Raw genomic sequence first — 21,140 nt, 5'->3', positions numbered from 1 at the left:
TAACTATCCGTGGCACCGCATTGATCGGGGCACAGCAGCACGAGGGGCGCACGACCGGGTGGTCGGGTACCGGGGCATGTTCCGGAAGTCCCGTCCGGCCGGGGACGACGCTGCTTTCGGAACATGCCCTAGGTTCGGGCTCATGACTTCGCAGAAGATCTCATTCCCCCGTCAGCACGCCAGGACGATGCGATTCACCCTCGGCGCTCCCCGCGCGTTCACCGTTTCACCCGACGGAGAGCGGGTGGTCTTCCTCCGGTCGGGCTCCGGCACGGACCGATCGGGCCGGCTGTGGGTGCTGGATCTGCCGGAGGGCGGCACACCGAAGGAGCGCGTCGTCGCCGACCCCGAGACGCTGCTCGGCGGTTCGGCGGAGCGGCTGTCGGCCCAGGAGCGGGCCCGGCGCGAGCGCAGCCGCGAGGGTTCGTCGGGGATCGTCGGCTACGCGGTCGACGCAGCAGCCGAGTTGGCCGCTTTCGCACTCTCCGGGAAGGTGTACGTCGCGGAGTTGCGGGCCGGTACGGCGCGGGCGCTGCCGGTGCCGGGGCCGGTGATCGACCCGAGGCCGTCGCCGGACGGGCGCCATATCGCGTATGTGTCGAAGGGCGCTCTGCGCGTCGTGGGCGCCGAGGGCGACGGAGACCGGGCGCTCGCGGAGCCGGAGGACGAACATGTCTCCTACGGCCTCGCGGAGTTCATCGCGGCCGAGGAGATGCAGCGCTCCCGGGGCTTCTGGTGGTCGCCGGAGTCGGACCGGCTGCTGGTCGCCCGGGTCGACGACAGCCCCGTACGGCGGTGGTGGATCGCGGATCCCGCGCATCCGGACCGCAGGCCCGCCGAGGTCGCCTACCCGGCGGCGGGGACGCCCAACGCCGAGGTGCGGCTCTTCGTGGTGGGCCTGGACGGCGCCCGTACCGAAGTGGTCTGGGACCGGGCGCGCCACCCGTATCTGGCGCAGGTGCACTGGTCGTCGGCCGGGGCTCCGCTGCTGCTGGTACAGGCCCGTGACCAGCAGAGCCAGCTCTTCCTCGCGGTGGACGCGGAGACGGGTACGACGCGGACGGTGCACGTCGACGAGGACCCGGAATGGCTGGAAATCTTCCCCGGTGTGCCCGCCTGGGCGCCGGACGGGCGGCTCGTGCGGATCGCGGACGAGGGCGGGGCGCGGGTGCTCGCGGTCGGCGACCGGCTGCTGACCGGGGCACAGTTGCAGCTCCAGGCGGTCCTGGACATCGGTGAGTCGGATGTCCTGGTCTCGGCGTCGGCGGGCGAGGAGGCCGCGGAGCCGGAGATCGGCGAGAGCCATGTGTACCGGGTCAATGAGCTGGGCGTCGAGCGGGTCTCCGAGGGGGCGGGAGTGCATTCGGCCGTCCGCGCGGGCGGCGTGACGGTGCTGGTCTCCCAGTCGCCGGCGCGGCCGGGGGCCCGTGCCGATGTGCTCCGGGACGGCAAGCGGATCGCCACCGTCGCCAGTCATGCGGAAGAGCCGGTTCTGTCGGCGCGGGTGCACCTCACCGAGGGGGGCGCACGGAGAATTCCGTGCGCCGTGCTGCTCCCCGAGGGGTACAAAGAGTCGGACGGCCCGCTTCCGGTACTCATGGATCCGTACGGCGGCCCGCACGGCCGACGGGTGCTCGCCGCCCACAATCCGCATCTGACGTCGCAGTGGTTCGCCGATCAGGGCTTCGCGGTGGTCGTCGCGGACGGCCGGGGCACACCGGGGCGTTCACCGGGCTGGGAGAAGGCCGTCAAGAACGACCTCGTCCTCACCATGGACGACCAGGTCGAGGCGCTGCACGCGCTCGCCGGACGATTCCCGCTGGACCTCGGCAAGGTGGCGATCCGGGGCTGGTCGTTCGGCGGTTATCTGGCCGCCCTGGCCGTGCTGCGGCGGCCGGATGTCTTCCACGCGGCGGTGGTGGGCGCGCCGGTGACCGACCAGCGGCTGTACGACACCCACTACACCGAGCGCTACCTCGGCGACCCGGCGAACCAGCCGGAGGTCTACGCGCGCAACTCGGTGCTGACGGACGAGGGGCTCTCCGAGGCCGCGGACCAGGTCCGGCCGATGATGATCGTCCATGGTCTGGCGGACGACAATGTGGTGGTCGCGCACTCGCTCAGGCTGTCGTCGGCGCTGCTCTCGGCAGGGCGCCCGCACGAGGTGCTGCCGCTCAGCGGGGTGACGCACATGACACCGCAGGAGCAGGTGGCGGAGAATCTGCTGCTGCTCCAGGTGGACTTCCTGAAGCGGTCGTTGGGGCTGCGGGGGTGACCTGACCGGGGGCGCCCGGTGGCCGATTCCGGCCGCCCCCGTCACCAGCCCGGCGGGGGCTGGGGCGGGGGCGGCGGGCCGTTCCCCTCGCCCACGGCGTCCTCCCGGCCCGGCTCGTCCGGCTTCTCCTCGACCCCGGCTTCTCCCACCACCGTCTCCCCCGGCGTCTCCAGCAGCCTCTCCTGCGGCACGACCTGTTTCTCCTCCGCGAAGTGACAGGCCGAATCATGCCTGGCCGGTGTGTCCGTCTGCCGGAAGGCCGCAGGGATTGCCAGCAGCGGCACCTCCCGTTCGCACCGCTCCTGCGCCTTCCAGCAGCGGGTGCGGAAGCGGCAGCCGGAGGGCGGGTTGGCGGGCGAGGGGACATCGCCGTGCAGGATGATCCGCTCCCGGTACTCGCGGGCCATCGGGTCCGGCACCGGGACGGCGGAGAGCAGTGCCTGGGTGTACGGATGCGTGGGGTGGTCGTAGATCTGCTCTTCGGTGCCGATCTCGACGATCCGGCCCAGATACATCACGCCCACCCGGTCGGAGATGTGCCGGACGATCGAGAGGTCGTGCGCGATGAAGACATAACTCAGCCCGAACTCCGCCTGGAGCCGGTCCAGCAGATTGACGACCTGCGCCTGCACGGAGACGTCGAGGGCGGAGACGGGCTCGTCGGCGACGATGATCTCGGGGTTCAGGGCCAGGCCGCGGGCGATGCCGATGCGCTGACGCTGGCCGCCGGAGAACTGGTGCGGATAGCGGTTGATGTACTCCGGGTTGAGGCCGACGACGTCCAGCAGATCCTGGACCCTTCTGCGCCTCTCGCCCTTCGGGGCCACCTCGGGGTGGATCTCGTACGGCTCCCCGATGATGTCGCCGACCGTCATCCGGGGGTTGAGGGAGGTGTACGGGTCCTGGAACACCATCTGGATGTTGCGGCGCACGGCCTTCAGGGCGCGCCCCGACAGCTTGGTGATGTCCTCGCCCTTGTATCTGATCGAGCCGGCGGTCGGCTGTTCCAGATGCACCAGCATCTTGGCCACGGTCGACTTGCCGCAGCCCGACTCCCCCACGATGCCGAGCGTCTCGCCCGTCGCCAGGTCGAAGGAGACCCCGTCGACCGCCTTGACGGCGCCGATCTGCTTCTTGATCAGGACGCCCCGGGTCAGCGGGTAGTACTTGACCAGATCGCGGACCTCCAGAATGGGTTCGCCGCCCGCGCGGGTGCTCCCCGGTTCAGTGCGCATCGAGCGTCTCCTTCCAGAAGTAGCAGGCGCTCTCACGGTGCTCGGCCACCTCGAAGAGAGGCGGCACCTCGCCCCGGCAGATCTCCTGGGCCAACGGGCAGCGCGGGTTGAAGGCACAACCGGGCGGTATGCGCAGCAGGTTGGGCGGCAGACCCTTGATCGCGTACAGCTCGTGCCCCTTCTGGTCCAGGCGCGGGATCGACTGGAGCAGCCCCTTGGTGTACGGGTGGGCGGGTGCCCGGTAGATCTCGTGGACGGGGGCCGACTCGACGATCCGGCCCGCGTACATCACGGCGATCTTGTCGGCGACGTCCGCGACGACACCGAGGTCGTGGGTGATCAGGATCAGACCCATGTGCAGCTCGCGCTGGAGCTCGGCGAGCAGGTCCATCACCTGGGCCTGGACGGTCACATCGAGGGCGGTGGTGGGTTCGTCAGCGATGATCAGCGAGGGTTCCAGCGCCAGCGCCATGGCGATCATGATGCGCTGGCGCATTCCGCCGGAGAACTGGTGCGGGTAGTTCCCGACGCGTTCCCTCGCGGCCGGGATACGGACCCGGTCCATCAGCTCGACGGCCTTCAGCCTGGCGTCCTTGCGGGACATACCGCGGTGGACGACGAACATCTCGCCGAGCTGCTCCCCCACGCTGAGCACCGGGTTGAGGGAGGAGAGCGCGTCCTGGAAGATCATGGCCATCTCCTGGCCGCGGATCTTCCGGCGCTCGCCCTTCTTCATCTTCAGCAGATCGCGGTCCTTGAAGAGGATCTCGCCGCCGCTGATCCTTCCCGGGGGCGTGTCGAGAATGCCCATGATCGCCTGTGCGGTGACCGACTTTCCGGAGCCGGACTCGCCGAGGACGGCCAGCGTCTCGCCCCTGGCCACCGAGTAGTCGACCCCGTTGACGGCCTTGGCCACCCCGTCGCGGGTGTGGAACTCCACGTGCAGATCGCGCACTTCGAGCAACATGGCACCGGGCTCCTCAGCGCAGCTTCGGGTCGAGGGCGTCGCGCACCGCGTCGCCGAGCAGGATGAACGCGAGCACGGTGATCGCCAGCGCTCCGGCGGGCCAGAGCAGCATGTGCGGGGCGTTGCGGATGTACGGGGACGCGGCGGAGATGTCGATGCCCCAGGAGACGGCCGGTGGTTTCAGGCCGACGCCGAGGAAGGAGAGCGTCGCCTCCAGCGAGATGTACGTACCGAGCGCGATGGTCGCGACGACGATCACCGGGGCGACGGCATTCGGGGTGACGTGGCGCAGCATCATCCGTGAGTTGGAGGCGCCGAGCGCCCGTGCCGCCTGCACGTAGTCGTTCTGTTTGGCGGTGATCACGGAACCTCGGGCGATACGGGCGATCTGCGGCCAGCCGAGCAGCACGATGAAGCCGATCACCGGCCAGACGGTGGAGCTGATGACCACGGAGAGGAAGACCAGGCCGCCGAGGACCACCGGGATACCGAAGAAGACATCGGTGATGCGGGAGAGGACCGAGTCCCACCAGCCGCCGAAGAATCCGGCCAGGCCGCCGAGGAGGCCGCCGAACAGGGTGACGCCCAGGGTGGCGCAGACGCCGACGGTCACCGAGTTCCTGGCCCCGTGGACGGTACGGGTGTAGACGTCGCAGCCCTGTCCGTCGAAGCCGAAGGGGTGACCGGGCTGCGAGCCCTCCTGAGCCTTGCCCAGGTCGCAATCGAGGGGGTCCTGGCCCGCGATCAGCGACGGCCAGATCGAGATGATCACCAGGAAGGCGATGACCAGGGAGGAGACGATGAAGACCGGGTTGCGGCGCAGGTCCCGCCAGGCGTCGGACCACAGGCTGCGCGGCTTCTCGGCGGGGCCGGTGCCTTCGGGACCGCCCGGTGTCCTTTCGAGGGTCGCGCCCTCCTCCAGGGCGAGGTCCATCGCACCTCCCGCTCCGGCCGGCGAGATCGCCTCGTCCGGTGTCTGCTCAGGCATAGCGGATCCTCGGGTCGAGTACGGCGTACAGCAGGTCGACGATCAGGTTCGCCACCAGGAAGACGAGGACCAGAATGGTGACGAACCCGACGACGGTCTGGGAGTTCTGGCGCAGGATGCCCTGGTAGAGCTGGTAACCGACGCCATGGATGTTGAAGATCCGCTCCGTGACGATCGCGCCTCCCATCAGGGCGCCCACGTCCGTACCGATGAAGGTGACGACCGGGATCAACGAGTTGCGCAGCAGGTGCCGGATGACGACGCGTCGCCTGGGCAGGCCCTTGGCGACGGCGGTACGGACGTAGTCGGCGCGGGTGTTCTCGGCGATCGAGGTCCGGGTGAGGCGGGTGACGTAGGCCAGGGAGACGGAGGCGAGGACGAGCCCGGGGACGAGGAGTTCGTTGAAGGGCGCCTCGGGCGATACGGAGGGTTTGATGACCCCCCACTCCACTCCGAGGAGGAGTTGCAGCAGCAGGCCGGTGACGAAGGTCGGGATGGAGATGACGACCAGGGTCAGGACGAGCACGGTGGTGTCGACGGGGCGGCCGCGGCGCAGCCCGGTGACGACACCGAGGCTGATGCCGATGACGGTCTCGAAGACGATCGCGACGACGGTGAGCCGGATCGTGACGGGGAAGGCGGTGGCCATCAGCTCGGTGACCTTCTGCCCGTTGAACGCGGTGCCGAAGTCACCGGTGAAGACATTGCCCATGTAGGTGAGGTATTGCTGCCAGACGGGCTTGTCGAGGCCGAATTCCGAGCGGAGTCGGGCGGCGGTCGCCGGATCGCACCGGCGTTCACCGCAGAGGCCCGCGATGGGGTCGCCCATCACGTTCACCATGAGGAAGATCAACAACGTGGTGCCGAAGAAGACCGGGATCATCTGCAGCAGCCGCCGGATCACATAACGTCCCATGAAGGGCTCCGGGGGGCGCGAGGGCCGAAGGCGCGGGGCTGGGGAATGACGCGTCGGGGGATGCGGAAGCCGGGTGACCGGTGCCAGTGCCGCGACCGGCCACCCGGCCTCAACGGGTCACTTGACCTTGATCTGTTCGTACACCGGGACGCTGAACTGGTTCAGCGACACATTGGTGATCCGCTCCGAGTAGCCGGCGCTGCCGTTCTGGTACCAGAGCGGGATCACGGGCATCTGCGCGACCAGGACCCTCTCCGCGTCCTGGAAGGTCGAGACGGCCTTGGCCTTGTCGGACTCGGCGTTGGCCTTGTTGACAAGGCCGTCGAACTGCTTGTTGCTCCACTTGCCGTCGTTGGACGAGGCGTCGGTGTAGTACACCGGCTGCAGGAAGTTCTGGATCAGCGGATAGTCCATCTGCCAGCCGGCCCGCCAGGCACCGGTCAGCTTCTGCTGGGAGACCTGGCTGCGGAAGTCGGCGAAGGTGCCGACGGGGGCGCCGACGCACGCCTTGTTGTTGCCCATCACCTTGTTGATGCTGTTGCAGACGGCGTCCACCCACTCCTTGTGCGAGCCGGTGTCCGCGTTGTACGAGATCTTGAGCTGGCCGCCGGGAATGCCGCCGCCCTGCTGGATCAGCTTCTTGGCGTTCGCCGCGTTGTACTCGCAGGGCGCACCGCACAGCCCCTTCTTGAAGCCGCCGTCCACTCCGAGGACCGGGGAGGTCCAGTCGGAGGCGGGGGTTCGGGTCTTCCGGAAGATCTGACTGGTGATCTGCTCACGGTTGATCGCCATCGACAGGCCCTGGCGGACCTTGATGCCGCCGGGCGTGTCCCACTTCTTCTCGTAGAAGGGGAAGGCGAGGGTCTGGACGATGCCGGCCGGGGTGTTGATGTACCGGCCGCCGAGGTCCGCCTTGACGTTCTGCAGCTGCGAGGCGGGCACATCGTCGACGAGATCGAGGTTACCGGCCGTCAGGTCGGTATAGGCGATGTTGTTGTCGGTGTAGACCTTGAGGTCGATTCCGCCGTTCTGCGCCTTGTCGTCCCCGGGGTACCTGTCCCACTTGCGCAGGCTCATCGACGAGCCCTTGGTGTACGTGTCGATGGTGTACGGGCCGTTGCCGATCGGCTTGGACAGCCAGCCTGCGTGGTCGGTGAAGAAGGCCTTGGGCAGCGGGGCGAAGGCCGGATAGCCGAGGGTGTCGGGCCAGAGGGAGAACTTCTGCGACAGCTTGACCTTGAAGGTCTTGTCGTTGACGAGCTTGAGGCCGGAGAGCGTGTTCGCCCTGGAACTTCCGGAGTCGGGGTGGACCTTGTCGTATCCGTCGATGTAACCGAAGAAGTAGGCGTTCTTCTGATTGTTCTTCAGCAGTGCCCCGTAGTTCCAGGCGTCCACGAAGGACTTCGCGGTGACCTTCTCGCCGTTACTGAAGGTCCAGCCGTCCTTCACGGTGATCGTGAAATTCTCATTGTCCTGGGATTCGATCTTCTCGGCGAGCATATTGACGGCCGCGCCGGTCTTCGGGTCATACCTCTTGAGCCCCCGGAAGATCAGGTCGAGGACCTTGCCGCCCTGCACCTCATTGGTGTTGGCCGGCTCCAGCGGGTTCTGCGGGTCACCCCAGGAGGAGCTCACGATTCCATTGACCCCACCGCCACCACCACCGCCACCGCTGCCCCCTCCGCCGCATGCCGTCGCCGTCAGGGCGACGGCCACCGCGCATGCGGCCCACTTGGCCGGTGTGGCTCCGCGCATGGAGTGCCTCCTCTAGGTCTTCGTCGCATGTAGAGCCAGATATCACCTCAAAGCGAAACGAATACACCCCATCTGCGGCCGTACGTGTGTATGTGTCACCGAGTCATTCGAGCGCCCCGCATAACGAAAGGGACACACCCGTGATCGGACACCTCCGCCCGAGTCACCCTTGATTGCCCCGGTGTGTAAAACAACCGTCCACCTGAAGGACATCTACTCTTTGTCAAGTTCTGGTCAAGAACCTAAAGAGCGAGTGTGGACTTCCACAGCTGATTGACCGTTGTCAACTCGATTGATTGGGTCCATCCCAACCCCTCAGCTCCTCCTGCCCGGAGGAAGCCGCTTTCCGTACGGGGACAGGAGCTCGATGACCACGCCATCCCCGGCCCCCATCGCTTCGGTGGACACGACCGCCACCGAAGTCGTTGAGGAGTCCCGGCAGCCCGCAGGCCCCGACAAGGGCGCCGACGCACGGAGTCCAGGCCAGCTGGCCTGGCGGCGCTTCAAGCGCGACAGGACGGGCGTGCTCTCCGCCTACATCGTCGTGTTCTTCTTCGTGATAGCGCTGGCCGCGCCGCTGATCGCCAAGCTGTACGGCAAGAATCCGTATACGCAGTACGGCCAGGACAACCCGGAACTGCTCAACGGCTTCGGATATCCGGCGCTGCCCAACGGGGGCATCAGCGGCGACTTCTGGTTCGGCATCGAGCCGCAGCTGGGCCGGGACGTCTTCACCTTCCTGCTGTACGGAATCCGCACCTCGCTGCTGCTCGCGGCGGCGGCCACCATTCTCATCACGGTCATCGGTGTGGTCATCGGTGTCACCGCCGGATATCTGGGCGGCAAGACGGACTACGTCATCGGCCGGGTCATCGACATCCTGCTGTCGTTCCCGTCGACGCTTTTCTTCATCGCCTTCATGCCGGTCGTCTACGCACTGTTCGTGGCGCCGGAGGACGAGATCCCGACGTCGCTGCGCGCCACGTGTCTGATCCTCATGCTCACCGTCTTCGGCTGGGCCTCGATGGCCCGCCTGCTGCGCGGCCAGGTACTGGCGCTGCGCGAGCGGGAGTTCGTCGAGGCCGCGAAGGTGACCGGCGCCTCTCCCACGCGGATCATCTTCAAGGAACTGCTTCCGAATCTCTGGACGCCGATCCTGATCCAGGCCACCCTCCTTCTGCCGTCCCTCGTGACGGCCGAGGCGGGCCTGGCCTTCCTCGGCGTCGGCATCATCGACCCGACCCCGGACTGGGGCGTGATGATCCAGCGCGGAGCGTCCTTCTACACGGACGACATCACGTTCATGCTCTTCCCGGGCGTCTCCATGATCACCTTCGTGCTCGCCTTCAATCTGCTCGGCGACTCGGTACGCGACGCGCTCGACCCGAAGTCCAAGCGCTAGCTTCCCGCTCCATCCGGCCCGGCCGCTGTGGCCCGGCCTGTCGTACCTGCATCGTCCACCGATCCCAAGGACCGATACGCATGTCTTTCTCCCGCAGAAACTTCCTGATCGCCACCGGTGTGGCGGCCGCGAGCTCCACCGTCCTGAGCGCATGCAGCAGCGGTGACGCGGGCGGCGGCAAGGGCGGCAAGGACACCCCGAAGGTCACCGGCAACAAGGGGGCCGTGATCCAGGTCGGCACCAAGGCCGACTCCACCGGCCCCGCCCCCGAGGTCCCGGGCGCGGTCAAGGGCGGCACGCTCTACACGATGGACCAGATCGACTGTGACCACCTGGACCCGGCACAGATCTGGTCGTCCTACGAGGGCCTCCTCACCCCGCTGTTCATGCGCGGCCTGGTCGGCTACAAGGTGGACAACAAAGGCACCACCACGCTCGTGGGCGACCTCGCGACCGACGCCGGCACCACGAAGGACGGCGGCAAGACCTGGTCGTTCACCCTGAAGGACGGCGTGAAGTGGGAGGACGGCTCCGACGTCACGATGGACGATGTCCGCCACACCTTCGAGCGCCTCTTCGCCAAGTTCGTGACCTTCGGCCCGCGCTACCCGCAGGAGTGGCTGGTCGGCGGCGACAAGTACAAGGGGCCCTACGAGGGCAAGCACCTCGACTCGATCGAGATCGACGGCAAGACCGTCACCTTCCATCTCAAGGAAGCCCGCGGCGACTTCAACTTCACGCTGAGTATGCGCGCCTTCTCCCTGGTTCCGAAGAAGAAGGACAACAAGGAGGACTACGACAAGAAGCCGTTCTCCTGCGGCCCGTACAAGATCGACGCCCGCCAGGTCGGCAAGTCCATGTCGCTGTCGCGCAACCCGCACTGGGACCCCAAGACCGACCCGATCCGCAACGCCTACCCGGACAAGTTCCAGCTGCAGTTCGGCTTCCAGAACCTGGCGACCACGGACCGCTACATCGCCGACCAGGGCAACGACCAGCACACCCTGTCGATCTTCAATGAGATCGCCCCGGAGCGCATCCAGAAGGTGCTCGGCGACGCGACGCTGAAGAAGCGCGTCATGACGCACCTCGACGCCGCGACGTACTACTACGCGATCAACACCACGCGCATCACGGACGTCAAGGTCCGTCAGGCGCTCAACTACGCCTGGCCGTCGCAGCAGAGCCAGCTGATCCGTGGCGGCGCCTCGTCCTCCGAGATCGCCACCACCATCATCAGCCCGCTCACCCCGGGCCACGCCGACTTCGACCTCTACGGCAAGAAGGCGAAGCCGGCCGGCGACCCGGAGAAGGCCAAGGCGCTGCTGAAGGAGGCCGGCAAGGAAGGCCAGAAGATCGTCATCGCCTTCCAGCAGTCCGACAACGCGGTCAAGCAGGCCGTCGCCATCAAGAGCGCGCTCACCAAGGCGGGCTTCGACGTGGTGACGCAGCAGGTCGACAAGACCTCCTTCTACAGCCAGATCGCCCAGATCGACAACCACTACGACCTGTTCGCATGCGGCTGGTCCGCCGACTGGCCCGGCGGCTACACCGCTCTTCAGCCCACCTTCGACGGCCGGGTGATCGCCAACGGCGCCTCCAACTGGCCGCAGCTGAACGACGCGGGCGTGAACAAGGCCATCGACGCCGCGGCCAAGATCACCGACGCCGAGGAGGCCAACAAGGCCTGGGGCGCGATCGACCGGCAGATCATGGAGCTGGCCGCGGTCGTGCCGGACTACTGGCCGATCCGCAACTGGCTGTACGGCTCCAAGGTCGGCGGTGTGATGTTCGACGGCGGCAACAGCGGCATCGCGATCACCAAGCTCTACGCCATGGCGTGACCTGGCAGGGGAAGGGCGGCCGGACCGGCCGCCCTTCCCCGGTCCCGGTCACTCCCCGCTCACCACCCCTCGGCGACGGCGCCCCACCCGGAAAGTCACGACCCCATGCTTCGATTTCTTCTCCGCCGCGTGACCGGCGCTATCGTCATTCTGTTGGTCATCAGCGCCATCACCTTCTACCTCTTCTACGCGATCCCCCGTGACCCCGCCCGGATGGCCTGCGGGAAGATCTGCACACCCGAGCTCCTCACGCAGATCAAGCAGAACCTGGGGATCGCCGACCCGATGCCCGTCCAGTACTGGAACTGGCTGACCGGCATCTTCATGGGCCGTGACTACGGCAACTACGGTCACTGCCCGGCGCCCTGTCTCGGCTACTCGTTCACCAACCGCGAGCCCGTCTTCGGCACGATCATGGACCGGCTTCCGCTGACCCTCTCGCTCTCGCTGGGCGCGGCCTTCTTCTTCGTGATCCTCGGTGTCGGTACGGGCATGCTCGCCGCGGTCAAGCAGGGCAAGGCGCTTGACAAGATCGCCAGCTCGGCCTCGCTGCTCGGCTCCTCGCTCCAGATCTACTTCGTCGGCTACATCGCGATGTTCCTGCTGGTGCAGCAGATGGGCCTGCTCGACCAGCCCTCGTACACACCGTTCACCGAGGACCCGGTGAAGTGGGCATCGGGACTGCTGCTGCCCTGGCTGGTGCTGTCGATCATCTTCACCGCCAACTACACCCGTATGACCCGCTCCCAACTGGTCGAACAGCTCAGCGAGGACTACGTCCGCACGGCACGCGCCAAGGGCCTGTCCCGTCGCTCGGTCTTCTTCCGCTTCGCCTGGCGCGGGGCGATGGGCCCGATCGTCACGATCTTCGGCATCGACCTGGGCACGCTGATCGGCGGCGCCATCATCACCGAGGTGACCTTCAGCCTGCAGGGTCTGGGCCAGTTGTCCGTGCGCTCGGTCAACACCAGCGACCTGCCCATGCTCCTCGGGGTCACCATCGTCGCGGCGGGCGCGATCGTCTTCGCCAACATCGTCGTGGACGCCGTCTACGGCCTCATCGACCCGCGGATCCGGCTCGCCTGACCCCGCTCCCCGTTCCGGCCCATCCCCTTCTCCCGCAACATCCTCCTGGAGCGTCCCCGTGACGAGCACCGATCAGCAGCCCCTCCTCTCCGTCAGGGATCTACACGTTCACTTCTCGACCGAGGACGGCGTCGTCAAGGCCGTCGACGGCCTCTCCTTCGACGTGGAGAAGGGCAGGACCCTCGGCATCGTCGGCGAGTCCGGCTCCGGCAAGTCCGTCACCAACCTGACGATCCTCGGCCTGCACCACCCCGACCACACCGAGATCGACGGCGAGATCCTGCTCGACGGCCAGGATCTGCTCACCGCATCGGAGCGGGAACTGGAGCGGCTGCGCGGCAACAAGATGGCCATGATCTTCCAGGACGCGCTGGCCTCGCTGTCGCCCTACCACACCATCGGCCGGCAGATCGGCGAGGCGTACCGCAAGCACACCGGGGCCTCCAAGCGGGAGGCCCGGGCGCGGGCCGTGGAGATGCTCACCAAGGTGGGAATCCCCCAGCCCGACCTGCGGGTGGACGACTATCCGCACCAGTTCTCCGGCGGTATGCGCCAGCGCGCGATGATCGCCATGGCGCTGGTCTGCGACCCGCAGCTGCTGATCGCGGACGAGCCGACCACCGCGCTCGACGTCACCGTGCAGGCCCAGATCATGGACCTGCTCAAGGACCTCCAGCAGGAGACCGGCACCGCGATCATCTTCATCACCCACGACCTCGGCGTCATCGCCGACATCGCGGACGACGTGCTGGTGATGTACGGCGGCCGGTGCGTGGAGCGGGGAACCAAGAAGGAGGTGCTGCGGGCGCCCCAGCACCCGTACACCTGGGGTCTGCTGGGGTCCATGCCGAGCCTCGACGGCCCGGTCGACGTACCGCTGTCGCCGATCCCCGGCTCGCCGCCGAGCCTTCTCAACCCGCCGACCGGCTGCCGCTTCCATCCGCGGTGCTCGTTCACCGAGCAGGTCGGCGGCAAGCGCTGTGCGACCGATCAGCCGTCGCTGGAGCTGGTGGACAGCCGCGGGGCCGCCTGCCACCTCACGCCGGAGCAGCGCACCGAATTCTTCGCCGACTTCGCCGACACCCGGTCCAACTGACGTACAAGAGACGGGACTTCCCCACTATGAGCAGCACAGATCCCCTCCTGGACGTCTCCGGACTCACCAAGCACTTCCCGATCAAGGGCGGCTTCCCGATCCGGCGGACGGTCGGCGCGGTCCAGGCCGTCGACGGGCTGGACTTCACCGTCGGCGCGGGCGAGAGCCTGGGCCTGGTCGGCGAGTCCGGCTGCGGCAAGTCGACGACCGGCCGACTGATCACCCGGCTCCTGGAGCCGACGGCCGGCCGGATCACCTACCGCGGGCAGGACATCACCCACGCCTCGCGCAAGCAACTGGCCCCGGTCCGCTCCGAGATCCAGATGATCTTCCAGGACCCGTACGCCTCGCTGAACCCGCGGCAGACCGTCGGCAAGATCATCGCCGGGCCGATGGAGATCAACGGCATCAACCCGGCAGGCGGCCACGAGGCGCGCGTACGGGAACTGCTGGAGATCGTCGGACTCAACCCGGAGCACTACAACCGCTTCCCGCACGAGTTCTCCGGCGGTCAGCGCCAGCGCATCGGGGTCGCCCGCGCGCTGGCCCTGGAGCCGAAGCTGATCGTTGCCGACGAGCCGGTCTCGGCGCTGGACGTGTCCATCCAGGCCCAGGTGGTGAACCTGCTGCAGGAGCTCCGCAAAGAGCTGGGCATCGCGTTCCTCTTCATCGCCCATGACCTGGCCGTGGTGCGCCACTTCTCGCAGCGCGTCGCGGTCATGTATCTCGGCCGGATCGTGGAGATCGCCGACCGGGACGACCTGTACGGCAACCCGCGGCACCCGTACACCAGGGCGCTGCTCTCGGCGGTGCCCGAGGCCACGGCCGACGAGGCGCCGGCCCGGGAGCGCATTCTGCTCACCGGTGATGTCCCCTCTCCGGTCAACCCGCCGTCGGGCTGCCGCTTCCGTACGCGGTGCTGGAAGGCGACGGACAAGTGCGCGAGCGAGGCTCCGTCGCTGGTACGGGCCGAGGACAGCCGGGAGGGCCATCTGACGGCCTGCCACTACCCCGAGGACCCCCGGACCGCTTCGTCCGTCCCGCAGGCCCGTGGCGCCTCTCAGGGGCTGAAGCTCGAGAAGACCACCGAAGCCCCCAAGACCGAGGCCTGACACCCCTGGCCCGGTCCCGGGGCACCCTCGTCGACGCGGACCTGATCGGTCCGCGAACCGCGGGGCTTCCCCGGCCCGAGGGAACCGAGCACGCGAGCCCATTGACCCGAGCCACCTGCGAGCCCGGTTCCCGGGTATACGGGAAAGGCGCCCGGAACCGATCGGTTCCGGGCGCTTCCGTATGTCCGAGCGCCTGGAGGCGGCCGGGGTCGACGAGGACGGGGAGGGCGACCTCGTACGCCGACCACGGCAGAAGGCCCGGAACCTGAGGTTCCGGGCCTTCTGTGTCACACGTGTCGCGTTACGAGGCCGCGCCCACGACGTTCCGCTCCTCGGCGAAGTGGCACGCCGACTCGTGCGCGGCCGGGCTGTCCGAGGACTTGAAGCGCTCGGGGACCGCCAGCAGCGGCATCTCCGTGGCGCACTTGTCCTCGGCCTTCCAGCACCGCGTACGGAAGCGGCAGCCCGACGGCGGGTTCGCCGGCGACGGGACGTCACCGGTGAGGATGATCCGCTCGCCGCGCTCGCGGGCCTCCGGGTCCGGGACCGGGACCGCCGACAGCAGCGCCTGGGTGTAGGGGTGCGTCGGGTGGTCGTAGATCTGCGTGTCCGTACCGATCTCGGCCATCTTGCCGAGGTACATCACGCCGACCCGGTCGGAGATGTGCCGGACGATGGACAGGTCGTGCGCGATGAAGACGTAGGAGAGGTTGAACTCGTCCTGGAGCTTCTCCATCAGGTTGATGACCTGCGCCTGCACCGACACGTCGAGCGCGGAGACCGGCTCGTCGCAGATGATGATCTCCGGGTTGAGCGCGAGGCCTCGGGCGATGCCGATGCGCTGGCGCTGGCCGCCGGAGAACTGGTGCGGGTACCGGTTGATGTACTCCGGGTTGAGGCCGACGACGTCCAGCAGTTCCTGGACCTTGGCGCGCCGGTCGCCCTTCGGGGCCACCTCGGGGTGGATCTCGTACGGCTCCCCGATGATGTCGCCGACCGTCATACGCGGGTTCAGCGAGGTGTACGGGTCCTGGAACACCATCTGGATGTTCCGGCGCACCGCCTTCAGCGCACGCCCGGACAGCCTGGTGATGTCCTGGCCCTTGTAGAAGACCTCGCCGGACGTGGCCGTCTCCAGCGCCATCAGCAGCCGCGCGACCGTGGACTTGCCACAGCCCGACTCGCCGACGATGCCGAGCGTCTCGCCCTGGTAGAGGTCGAAGGAGACCCCGTCCACGGCCTTGACCGCGCCGACCTGGCGCTTGAACAGGATGCCCTGGTTCAGCGGGAAGTGCTTGACCAGATTGCGCACCTGGAGGATCGGCTCACCGCGTTCCACAGGTGCCTCGATGGCCGCGACCGCCGACGACTCGTCGACGGCGTCGACCGCCACGACATCGGTGACGTTCGGGGTGGCGTCCATGGAACCGTCCGTCTTGTCGAGCTCAGCCATGGATCGTCTCCTTCCAGAAATGGCAGGCGCTGCCGCGTCCGGGCAGCTCGCCGCCGTCCCGCTCGGAGACCGGCACCAGGGCCGGAATCTCCGTGCGGCAGATGTCCTCCGCCTTGGGGCAGCGGGGGTTGAAGGCGCAGCCGGACGGAATCTTGAGCAGGTTGGGCGGCAGGCCCTTGATCGCGTAGAGCTCCTGGCCCTTCTGGTCGAGGCGCGGGATCGAGTCGAGCAGACCACGGGTGTACGGGTGCGCGGGCCGCTTGTAGAGCTCGTGCACCGGCGCCGTCTCGACGATCCGGCCCGCGTACATGACCGCGATCTTGTCCGCGACGTCGGCGACGACGCCGAGGTCGTGGGTGATCAGGATCAGACCCATGTTGAACTCGGTCTGCAGCTCCTTGAGCAGGTCCATGACCTGGGCCTGGACCGTCACGTCGAGCGCCGTGGTCGGCTCGTCCGCGATGATCAGCTCGGGCTCCAGGGCCAGCGCCATGGCGATCATGATGCGCTGGCGCATACCGCCGGAGAACTGGTGCGGGTAGTCGCTGACCCGCTGCTTGGCGGCAGGGATCTTCACCCGCTCCATCAGCTCGATGGCCTTGAGTTTGGCCTGCTTCTTGGAGAGTCCCTGGTGGACACGGAACATCTCGCCGAGCTGGTAGCCGACCGAGAGCACGGGGTTGAGCGAGGAGAGCGCGTCCTGGAAGATCATCGCGATCTTCTGGCCACGGAGCTTCCGCCGCTCCTCGTAGCTCATGGTGAGCATGTCCTGGCCGCGGTACAGGATCTGGCCCTGCGGGATCTTGCCCGGCGGCATGTCGAGAATGCCCATGATCGCCTGGGCGGTCACGGACTTGCCGGAACCGGACTCACCGAGCACGGCCAGGGTCTCGCCCGAGTCGACGCTGTAGTTCACACCGTTGACGGCCTTGGCGACTCCGTCACGGGTGTGGAACTCCACGTGCAGGTCGCGCACTTCGAGGAGCAGGGCGTCGTCGGCCCCCCCGGCGCGGGGCTCCGGGATGTCTGCTGTCTTGTCCATGTTGGTCACGTCGTACGCCCTCCTCAGCGCAGCTTCGGGTCGAGGGCGTCGCGTACCGCGTCGCCGAGCATGATGAACGCGAAGACCGTGAGGCTGAGCATTCCTGCGGGGAACAGCAGGGCATGCGGGTTGTCCCGGATGGCCTTGCTGGCCTCGGAGATGTCGATGCCCCACGAGATCGTCGGGTCCGCAAGCCCGAGTCCCAGGTACGAGAGCGTCGCCTCGGCCGAGATGTACCCGCCGAGCGCGATGGTGGCCACGACGATGGTCGGGGCGATCGCGTTCGGCAGGACGTGCCGGAAGAGGATGCGCGAGGTGCCGGCGCCGAGCGCGCGGGCCGCCGTCACGTAGTCCGCCTGCTTCGCGGTGATCACGGAGGACCGCATCACACGGCAGATCGAGGTCCAGCCCAGGAAGGCGAGGGCCAGGATCACCACGTACACCTTGCGTTCGGTGAAGGCGTTGAGGACGACCATCGCACCGAGCAGGAAGGGGATACCGAAGAAGATGTCGGTGATCCGGGAGATCACGGAGTCGAGCCAGCCGCCGAAGTATCCGGCGAGCATGCCGAGCAGGCCGCCGACCAGGGTGACCACCGCGGTGACGCCGACGCCGACCATGATCGAGGCGCGGGTGCCGTAGATGACACGCGCGTAGATCGAGCGGCCCTGACCGTCGTAGCCGAACCAGTCGGGCTGGAAGAAGTGCGTCAGCTCCGGCTTGGCCAGGAAGTGGTTGGTCAGGTCGCCGTCGCGCGGGTCGGCGCTGGTGAACAGCCCCGGGAACGCGGCGATGACCAGCAGGAGCAGCAGCAGGATCGAGGAGATCCAGAACATCGGGCGGTGACGCAGGTCGAACCAGGCGTCGCCCCAGAGGCTGCGCGGCTTGCCCTGGGCCTTGTGGCCGTCGGCGGCCGAGGGAGCGGCGGTGGCGTCCACCACCGCTTCGGTCTTGGTCTCGGTCACGTCAGGCATACCGGATCCTCGGGTCCAGGACCGCGTACAGCAGGTCGACGAGCAGGTTGATCACCAGGATGACGAGGACGAAGACCGTGACAACGCCGACGATCGTCGATCCCTCGCGCTGCTGCAGCGCCTTGAAGAGCAGGTTCCCGACACCCTGGACGTTGAAGATGCCCTCGGTCACGACCGCGCCGCCGATGAGGCCGCCGACGTCCGTACCGAGGAAGGTGACGACCGGGATCAGCGAGTTGCGCAGCAGGTGGACACCGACGATGCGGCGCCGCGGCAGGCCCTTGGCCATCGCGGTACGCATGTAGTCGGCGCGCAGGTTCTCCGCGAAGGTCGTGCGGGTCAGCCGTGCCACGTACGCCATGGAGAGCATGGCGAGCACGAAGCCCGGCAGCAACAACTGCGAGTAGTCCGTGGAGTCCTGGACGTTCGGTGCCACCCAGCCGAGCTGGTCCGCGAGGACGAAGCGGGCGAGGTAACCGAGCACGAACACCGGGATCGAGATGACGATCAGGGTGAAGATCAGCACGCCGGTGTCGGCGGCCTTGCCGGCCCGCAGGCCCGCCCAGGCGCCGAGCCCGACGCCGATGACGATCTCGATGAGCAAGGCCACGACGGCCAGCCGCAGTGTCACCGGGAAGGCCTCGGACATCTCGTCGATGACTTCGCGACCACCGAAGGTCTGCCCGAAGTCGCCCTGGAAGAGATTGCCCATGTAGTCGATGTACTGCTTCCACAGGGGCTGGTCGAGCCCGAACTCATGGCGCAGTACAGCGACCTGCGCGGGGTCCGCCGCCTTGTCTCCCCACATCGCCCGGATGGGGTCACCGGGAAGGATGTGGACCATGAGGAAAATAATCAGAGTGGTCCCGATGAATACCGGGATCATCTGGAGCAGTCGCCTTGCGACGTAACGCCCCATCATGCCTCCATGCCGTGAGGGGTCGGCGATGGCCTTCTCAGAGTTGTCTCCGCCGCGGGGTGTGGGGGAGAGCCCCGGGGCCTACGCCTACGGGCCGGTTCCGCCGCCCCACACGAGGAGCGGCGGAACCGGCCTTCGGGTCCCGATACTTACTTCTTGGCCTTCACCTGGACGTCGGTGAAGATGGGGTCGCCGTCCTGGCCGTAGACGATCTTGCCGAACACGTTCTCCGACTGGCCGGAGTTGTTCTTGTAGAACCACAGCGGGATGGCCGGCATGTCGTTCTTCAGGAGCTGCTCGGCGTCCTGGTAGAGCTTGACGGTCTCGTCGAGCGTCTTGGCCTTGTCGGCCTTCGAGGCGAGAGCGTCGAACTCCTTGTTGGAGTAGCCCGAGGTGTTGCCCGCGGCGGTGGTGCCGTACAGGTCGCGCATGAAGTTCGAGTTGACCGGGTAGTCGAGCACCCAGCCACCGCGGTACATGGACTTGACCTGCTTGTTGTCACGGGCGTTCAGGTCGGCCTGGAAGTCGGGCTTGGAGTCGCCGATGCACTCGACACCGGTGGCCTTGCGGATGCTGTTGCAGACCGCGTCGACCCAGGGCTTGTGGTCCTGGTCGGCGTTGAACTGGATCGAGATCTTGTTGCCCGGGACGCCGCCACCCTCCTTGATGAGGGCCTTGGCCTTGGCCGGGTCGTACTTCGTGACGTCGCCGAGGGCACCGGGCTTGTAGCCGAGCACACCGCGGGCGACGAACGAGTCGGCCGGGGTACGGGTGCCGTGCAGCACGGTCTTGGTGATCGTGTCACGGTCGATGGCCATCGACAGACCCTGGATGACCTTGGGGTCGATGTCCTTGAACTGCTTGGTGTAGAACGCGGGGACGATCGACTGCACCGCGGAGTACTCGGCGTCGATGGCGCGGTCGCCGAGGTCCTGCTTGTAGCTCGTCAGCGAGGTCGTCGGGATCTGCTCGATCCAGTCGAGGTTGTTCGACCGCAGGTCCGAGTAGGCGGCGTCGGCGGTGGTGTAGTTCTTGAAGTCGATGCCACCGTTCTTGGCCTTGTTCGGGCCCTGGTAGTCGTCGAACTTCCGGACCTTGATCAGCTTCTTGTGGTCCCACGAGACGAACTTGTAGGGGCCGTTGCCGATCGGCTTCTGGCCGGCGGCCTTCGGGTCCTTGAAGAAGGACTCGGGCAGCGGCGCCCAGACGTCGTAGCCGAGCTTGTACGCGAAGTACGAGACCGGACCGGTCAGGGTGATCGTGAAGGTGTTCTCGTCGACAACCTTCAGACCGGACATCTTGTCCGACTTCGGCGCACCCTTCTCGGGGTGGACGTCGGCGTAGCCCTTGATGTCCTGGAACCAGCTGGAGTTGGTCTGCTTGTTCTGGACGTTGGCCGACCAGTTCCAGGAGTCCACGTAGGACTTGGCGGTGACCGTGGTGCCGTCGTGGAACTTCCAGCCCGGCTTGAGCTTGACGGTCCACACGGACGAGTCCGCGTTCGGCGTCACGGACTCGGCGTTGACGTACGTGAGCTTGCCGGTGCCGGGCTCGTAGTCGACGAGGCCGGAGAAGATGGTGCGCAGGACACGGCTGCCCTGGCTCTCCTTGGCGTTGGCCGGCTGCAGCGGGTTCTGCGGCTCGCCGAGCTGGGCGGTCAGGATCCCGTTCGGGTCCGCCTTGCCCGAGTTCATGCCCTTGTCGCTGTCCTTGTCGCCACCGCCACAGGCGGTCGCCGTCAGGGCGATGATTGCCGCTCCCGCGACCCACTTGGCGCTCTTGGCACCACGCATGGGTTTCCTCCTCATGAGTCCACTTTTGACTACAAGAAGGGCACTGGAGTTGATACACCGACACCCCTGACGGCGATCGTTTCAGTGCCCCTAGTGTGCTCGTGAGTCGGCACCCCCCACAGTGCGTGACCCATTGACCCGAGCTCAGTGGAGCCAACTATTGAGTACGCACGGGCCGTAAACCACACTTAAAGGGTCTCGGTTTTACAACATCAGCACAGCATGGCTGACCGAAATCCGGACAAAGTGATCCCAGACAGACACCCCCGAAACGGACCGTTAA

General features: G+C 67.1%; 16 protein-coding genes. 6 read left to right on the top strand and 10 right to left on the bottom strand.

Translation table 11 applies throughout. From position 1 onward, the window contains the following. The first annotated feature begins 142 nt into the window (after window positions 1–142). Window positions 143–2,275, top strand: a complete 2,133-nt coding sequence (locus tag ACH4EW_RS09900) for an alpha/beta fold hydrolase (RefSeq protein WP_398253936.1) — start codon at window positions 143–145, stop codon at window positions 2,273–2,275. 41 nt (window positions 2,276–2,316) lie between these two features. Here ACH4EW_RS09900 and ACH4EW_RS09895 read toward each other — a convergent pair whose 3' ends face one another. From ACH4EW_RS09895 to ACH4EW_RS09875, 5 genes are all read right to left on the bottom strand, one after another. After that, window positions 2,317–3,510, bottom strand: a complete 1,194-nt coding sequence (locus ACH4EW_RS09895; protein ID WP_398253934.1) for an ABC transporter ATP-binding protein — start codon at window positions 3,508–3,510, stop codon at window positions 2,317–2,319. Beyond that, window positions 3,500–4,477 (bottom strand): ABC transporter ATP-binding protein, encoded by a 978-nt coding sequence (locus ACH4EW_RS09890; RefSeq protein ID WP_398253932.1) that lies wholly within the window; start codon window positions 4,475–4,477, stop codon window positions 3,500–3,502. Before ACH4EW_RS09890 ends, ACH4EW_RS09895 begins: the two co-directional genes overlap by 11 nt. Window positions 4,478–4,490: 13 nt before the next feature. Beyond that, window positions 4,491–5,465 (bottom strand): ABC transporter permease, encoded by a 975-nt coding sequence (locus ACH4EW_RS09885; RefSeq protein ID WP_398253930.1) that lies wholly within the window; start codon window positions 5,463–5,465, stop codon window positions 4,491–4,493. Then, entirely contained in the window at window positions 5,458–6,381 is a 924-nt protein-coding gene (locus ACH4EW_RS09880) for an ABC transporter permease (RefSeq protein ID WP_398253928.1), read from the bottom strand. Before ACH4EW_RS09880 ends, ACH4EW_RS09885 begins: the two co-directional genes overlap by 8 nt. Window positions 6,382–6,498: 117 nt before the next feature. Then, window positions 6,499–8,136 (bottom strand): ABC transporter substrate-binding protein, encoded by a 1,638-nt coding sequence (locus tag ACH4EW_RS09875; protein WP_398253926.1) that lies wholly within the window; start codon window positions 8,134–8,136, stop codon window positions 6,499–6,501. Between the two features lie 367 nt (window positions 8,137–8,503). Between ACH4EW_RS09875 and ACH4EW_RS09870 the strand changes: the two genes are divergently transcribed. The 5 genes from ACH4EW_RS09870 to ACH4EW_RS09850 all read left to right on the top strand — a co-directional run bounded on the left by ACH4EW_RS09870 (window position 8,504) and on the right by ACH4EW_RS09850 (window position 14,676). Then, the gene (locus ACH4EW_RS09870) at window positions 8,504–9,538 is read left to right on the top strand and encodes an ABC transporter permease (protein WP_398253924.1); all 1,035 of its coding nucleotides are present in this window, start codon (window positions 8,504–8,506) and stop codon (window positions 9,536–9,538) included. A gap of 80 nt (window positions 9,539–9,618) precedes the next feature. Beyond that, complete coding sequence (locus tag ACH4EW_RS09865; protein WP_398253921.1) at window positions 9,619–11,382, top strand: ABC transporter substrate-binding protein; 1,764 nt, start codon at window positions 9,619–9,621, stop codon at window positions 11,380–11,382. Window positions 11,383–11,487: 105 nt separating this feature from the next. Continuing rightward, complete coding sequence (locus ACH4EW_RS09860) at window positions 11,488–12,468, top strand: ABC transporter permease (protein WP_398253918.1); 981 nt, start codon at window positions 11,488–11,490, stop codon at window positions 12,466–12,468. Between the two features lie 58 nt (window positions 12,469–12,526). Continuing rightward, window positions 12,527–13,564 carry an ABC transporter ATP-binding protein gene (locus ACH4EW_RS09855; RefSeq protein ID WP_398253916.1) on the top strand — a complete coding sequence of 346 codons (1,038 nt, stop codon included), beginning with the start codon at window positions 12,527–12,529 and terminating at the stop codon, window positions 13,562–13,564. A 26-nt stretch (window positions 13,565–13,590) separates the two neighbouring features. Next, window positions 13,591–14,676 (top strand): ABC transporter ATP-binding protein, encoded by a 1,086-nt coding sequence (locus tag ACH4EW_RS09850; protein WP_398253913.1) that lies wholly within the window; start codon window positions 13,591–13,593, stop codon window positions 14,674–14,676. A 301-nt stretch (window positions 14,677–14,977) separates the two neighbouring features. Here the strand turns inward: ACH4EW_RS09850 and ACH4EW_RS09845 are convergent, their stop codons facing one another. The 5 genes from ACH4EW_RS09845 to ACH4EW_RS09825 form a co-directional block, all read right to left on the bottom strand. Continuing rightward, window positions 14,978–16,129: an ABC transporter ATP-binding protein gene (locus ACH4EW_RS09845; RefSeq protein WP_398253911.1), complete on the bottom strand. Its 1,152-nt coding sequence runs from the start codon at window positions 16,127–16,129 to the stop codon at window positions 14,978–14,980. After that, on the bottom strand, window positions 16,122–17,180 hold the full coding sequence (locus ACH4EW_RS09840; RefSeq protein ID WP_398253908.1) for an ABC transporter ATP-binding protein: 1,059 nt from the start codon (window positions 17,178–17,180) through the stop codon (window positions 16,122–16,124). Before ACH4EW_RS09840 ends, ACH4EW_RS09845 begins: the two co-directional genes overlap by 8 nt. A gap of 14 nt (window positions 17,181–17,194) precedes the next feature. Continuing rightward, window positions 17,195–18,145 carry an ABC transporter permease gene (locus ACH4EW_RS09835; protein WP_398253906.1) on the bottom strand — a complete coding sequence of 317 codons (951 nt, stop codon included), beginning with the start codon at window positions 18,143–18,145 and terminating at the stop codon, window positions 17,195–17,197. After that, complete coding sequence (locus tag ACH4EW_RS09830) at window positions 18,138–19,064, bottom strand: ABC transporter permease (RefSeq protein WP_398253905.1); 927 nt, start codon at window positions 19,062–19,064, stop codon at window positions 18,138–18,140. The genes ACH4EW_RS09835 and ACH4EW_RS09830 overlap by 8 nt, the downstream gene beginning before the upstream one ends. A gap of 149 nt (window positions 19,065–19,213) precedes the next feature. After that, window positions 19,214–20,857, bottom strand: coding sequence for an ABC transporter substrate-binding protein (locus tag ACH4EW_RS09825; protein WP_398253903.1), 1,644 nt, complete (start codon window positions 20,855–20,857; stop codon window positions 19,214–19,216). Between the last annotated feature and the right edge of the window lie 283 nt (window positions 20,858–21,140).

It is taken from the genome of Streptomyces sp. NPDC018000 (assembly GCF_044328025.1).
Classification (GTDB): domain Bacteria; phylum Actinomycetota; class Actinomycetes; order Streptomycetales; family Streptomycetaceae; genus Streptomyces.
This window is presented reverse-complemented; position numbering and strand designations above follow the sequence as displayed.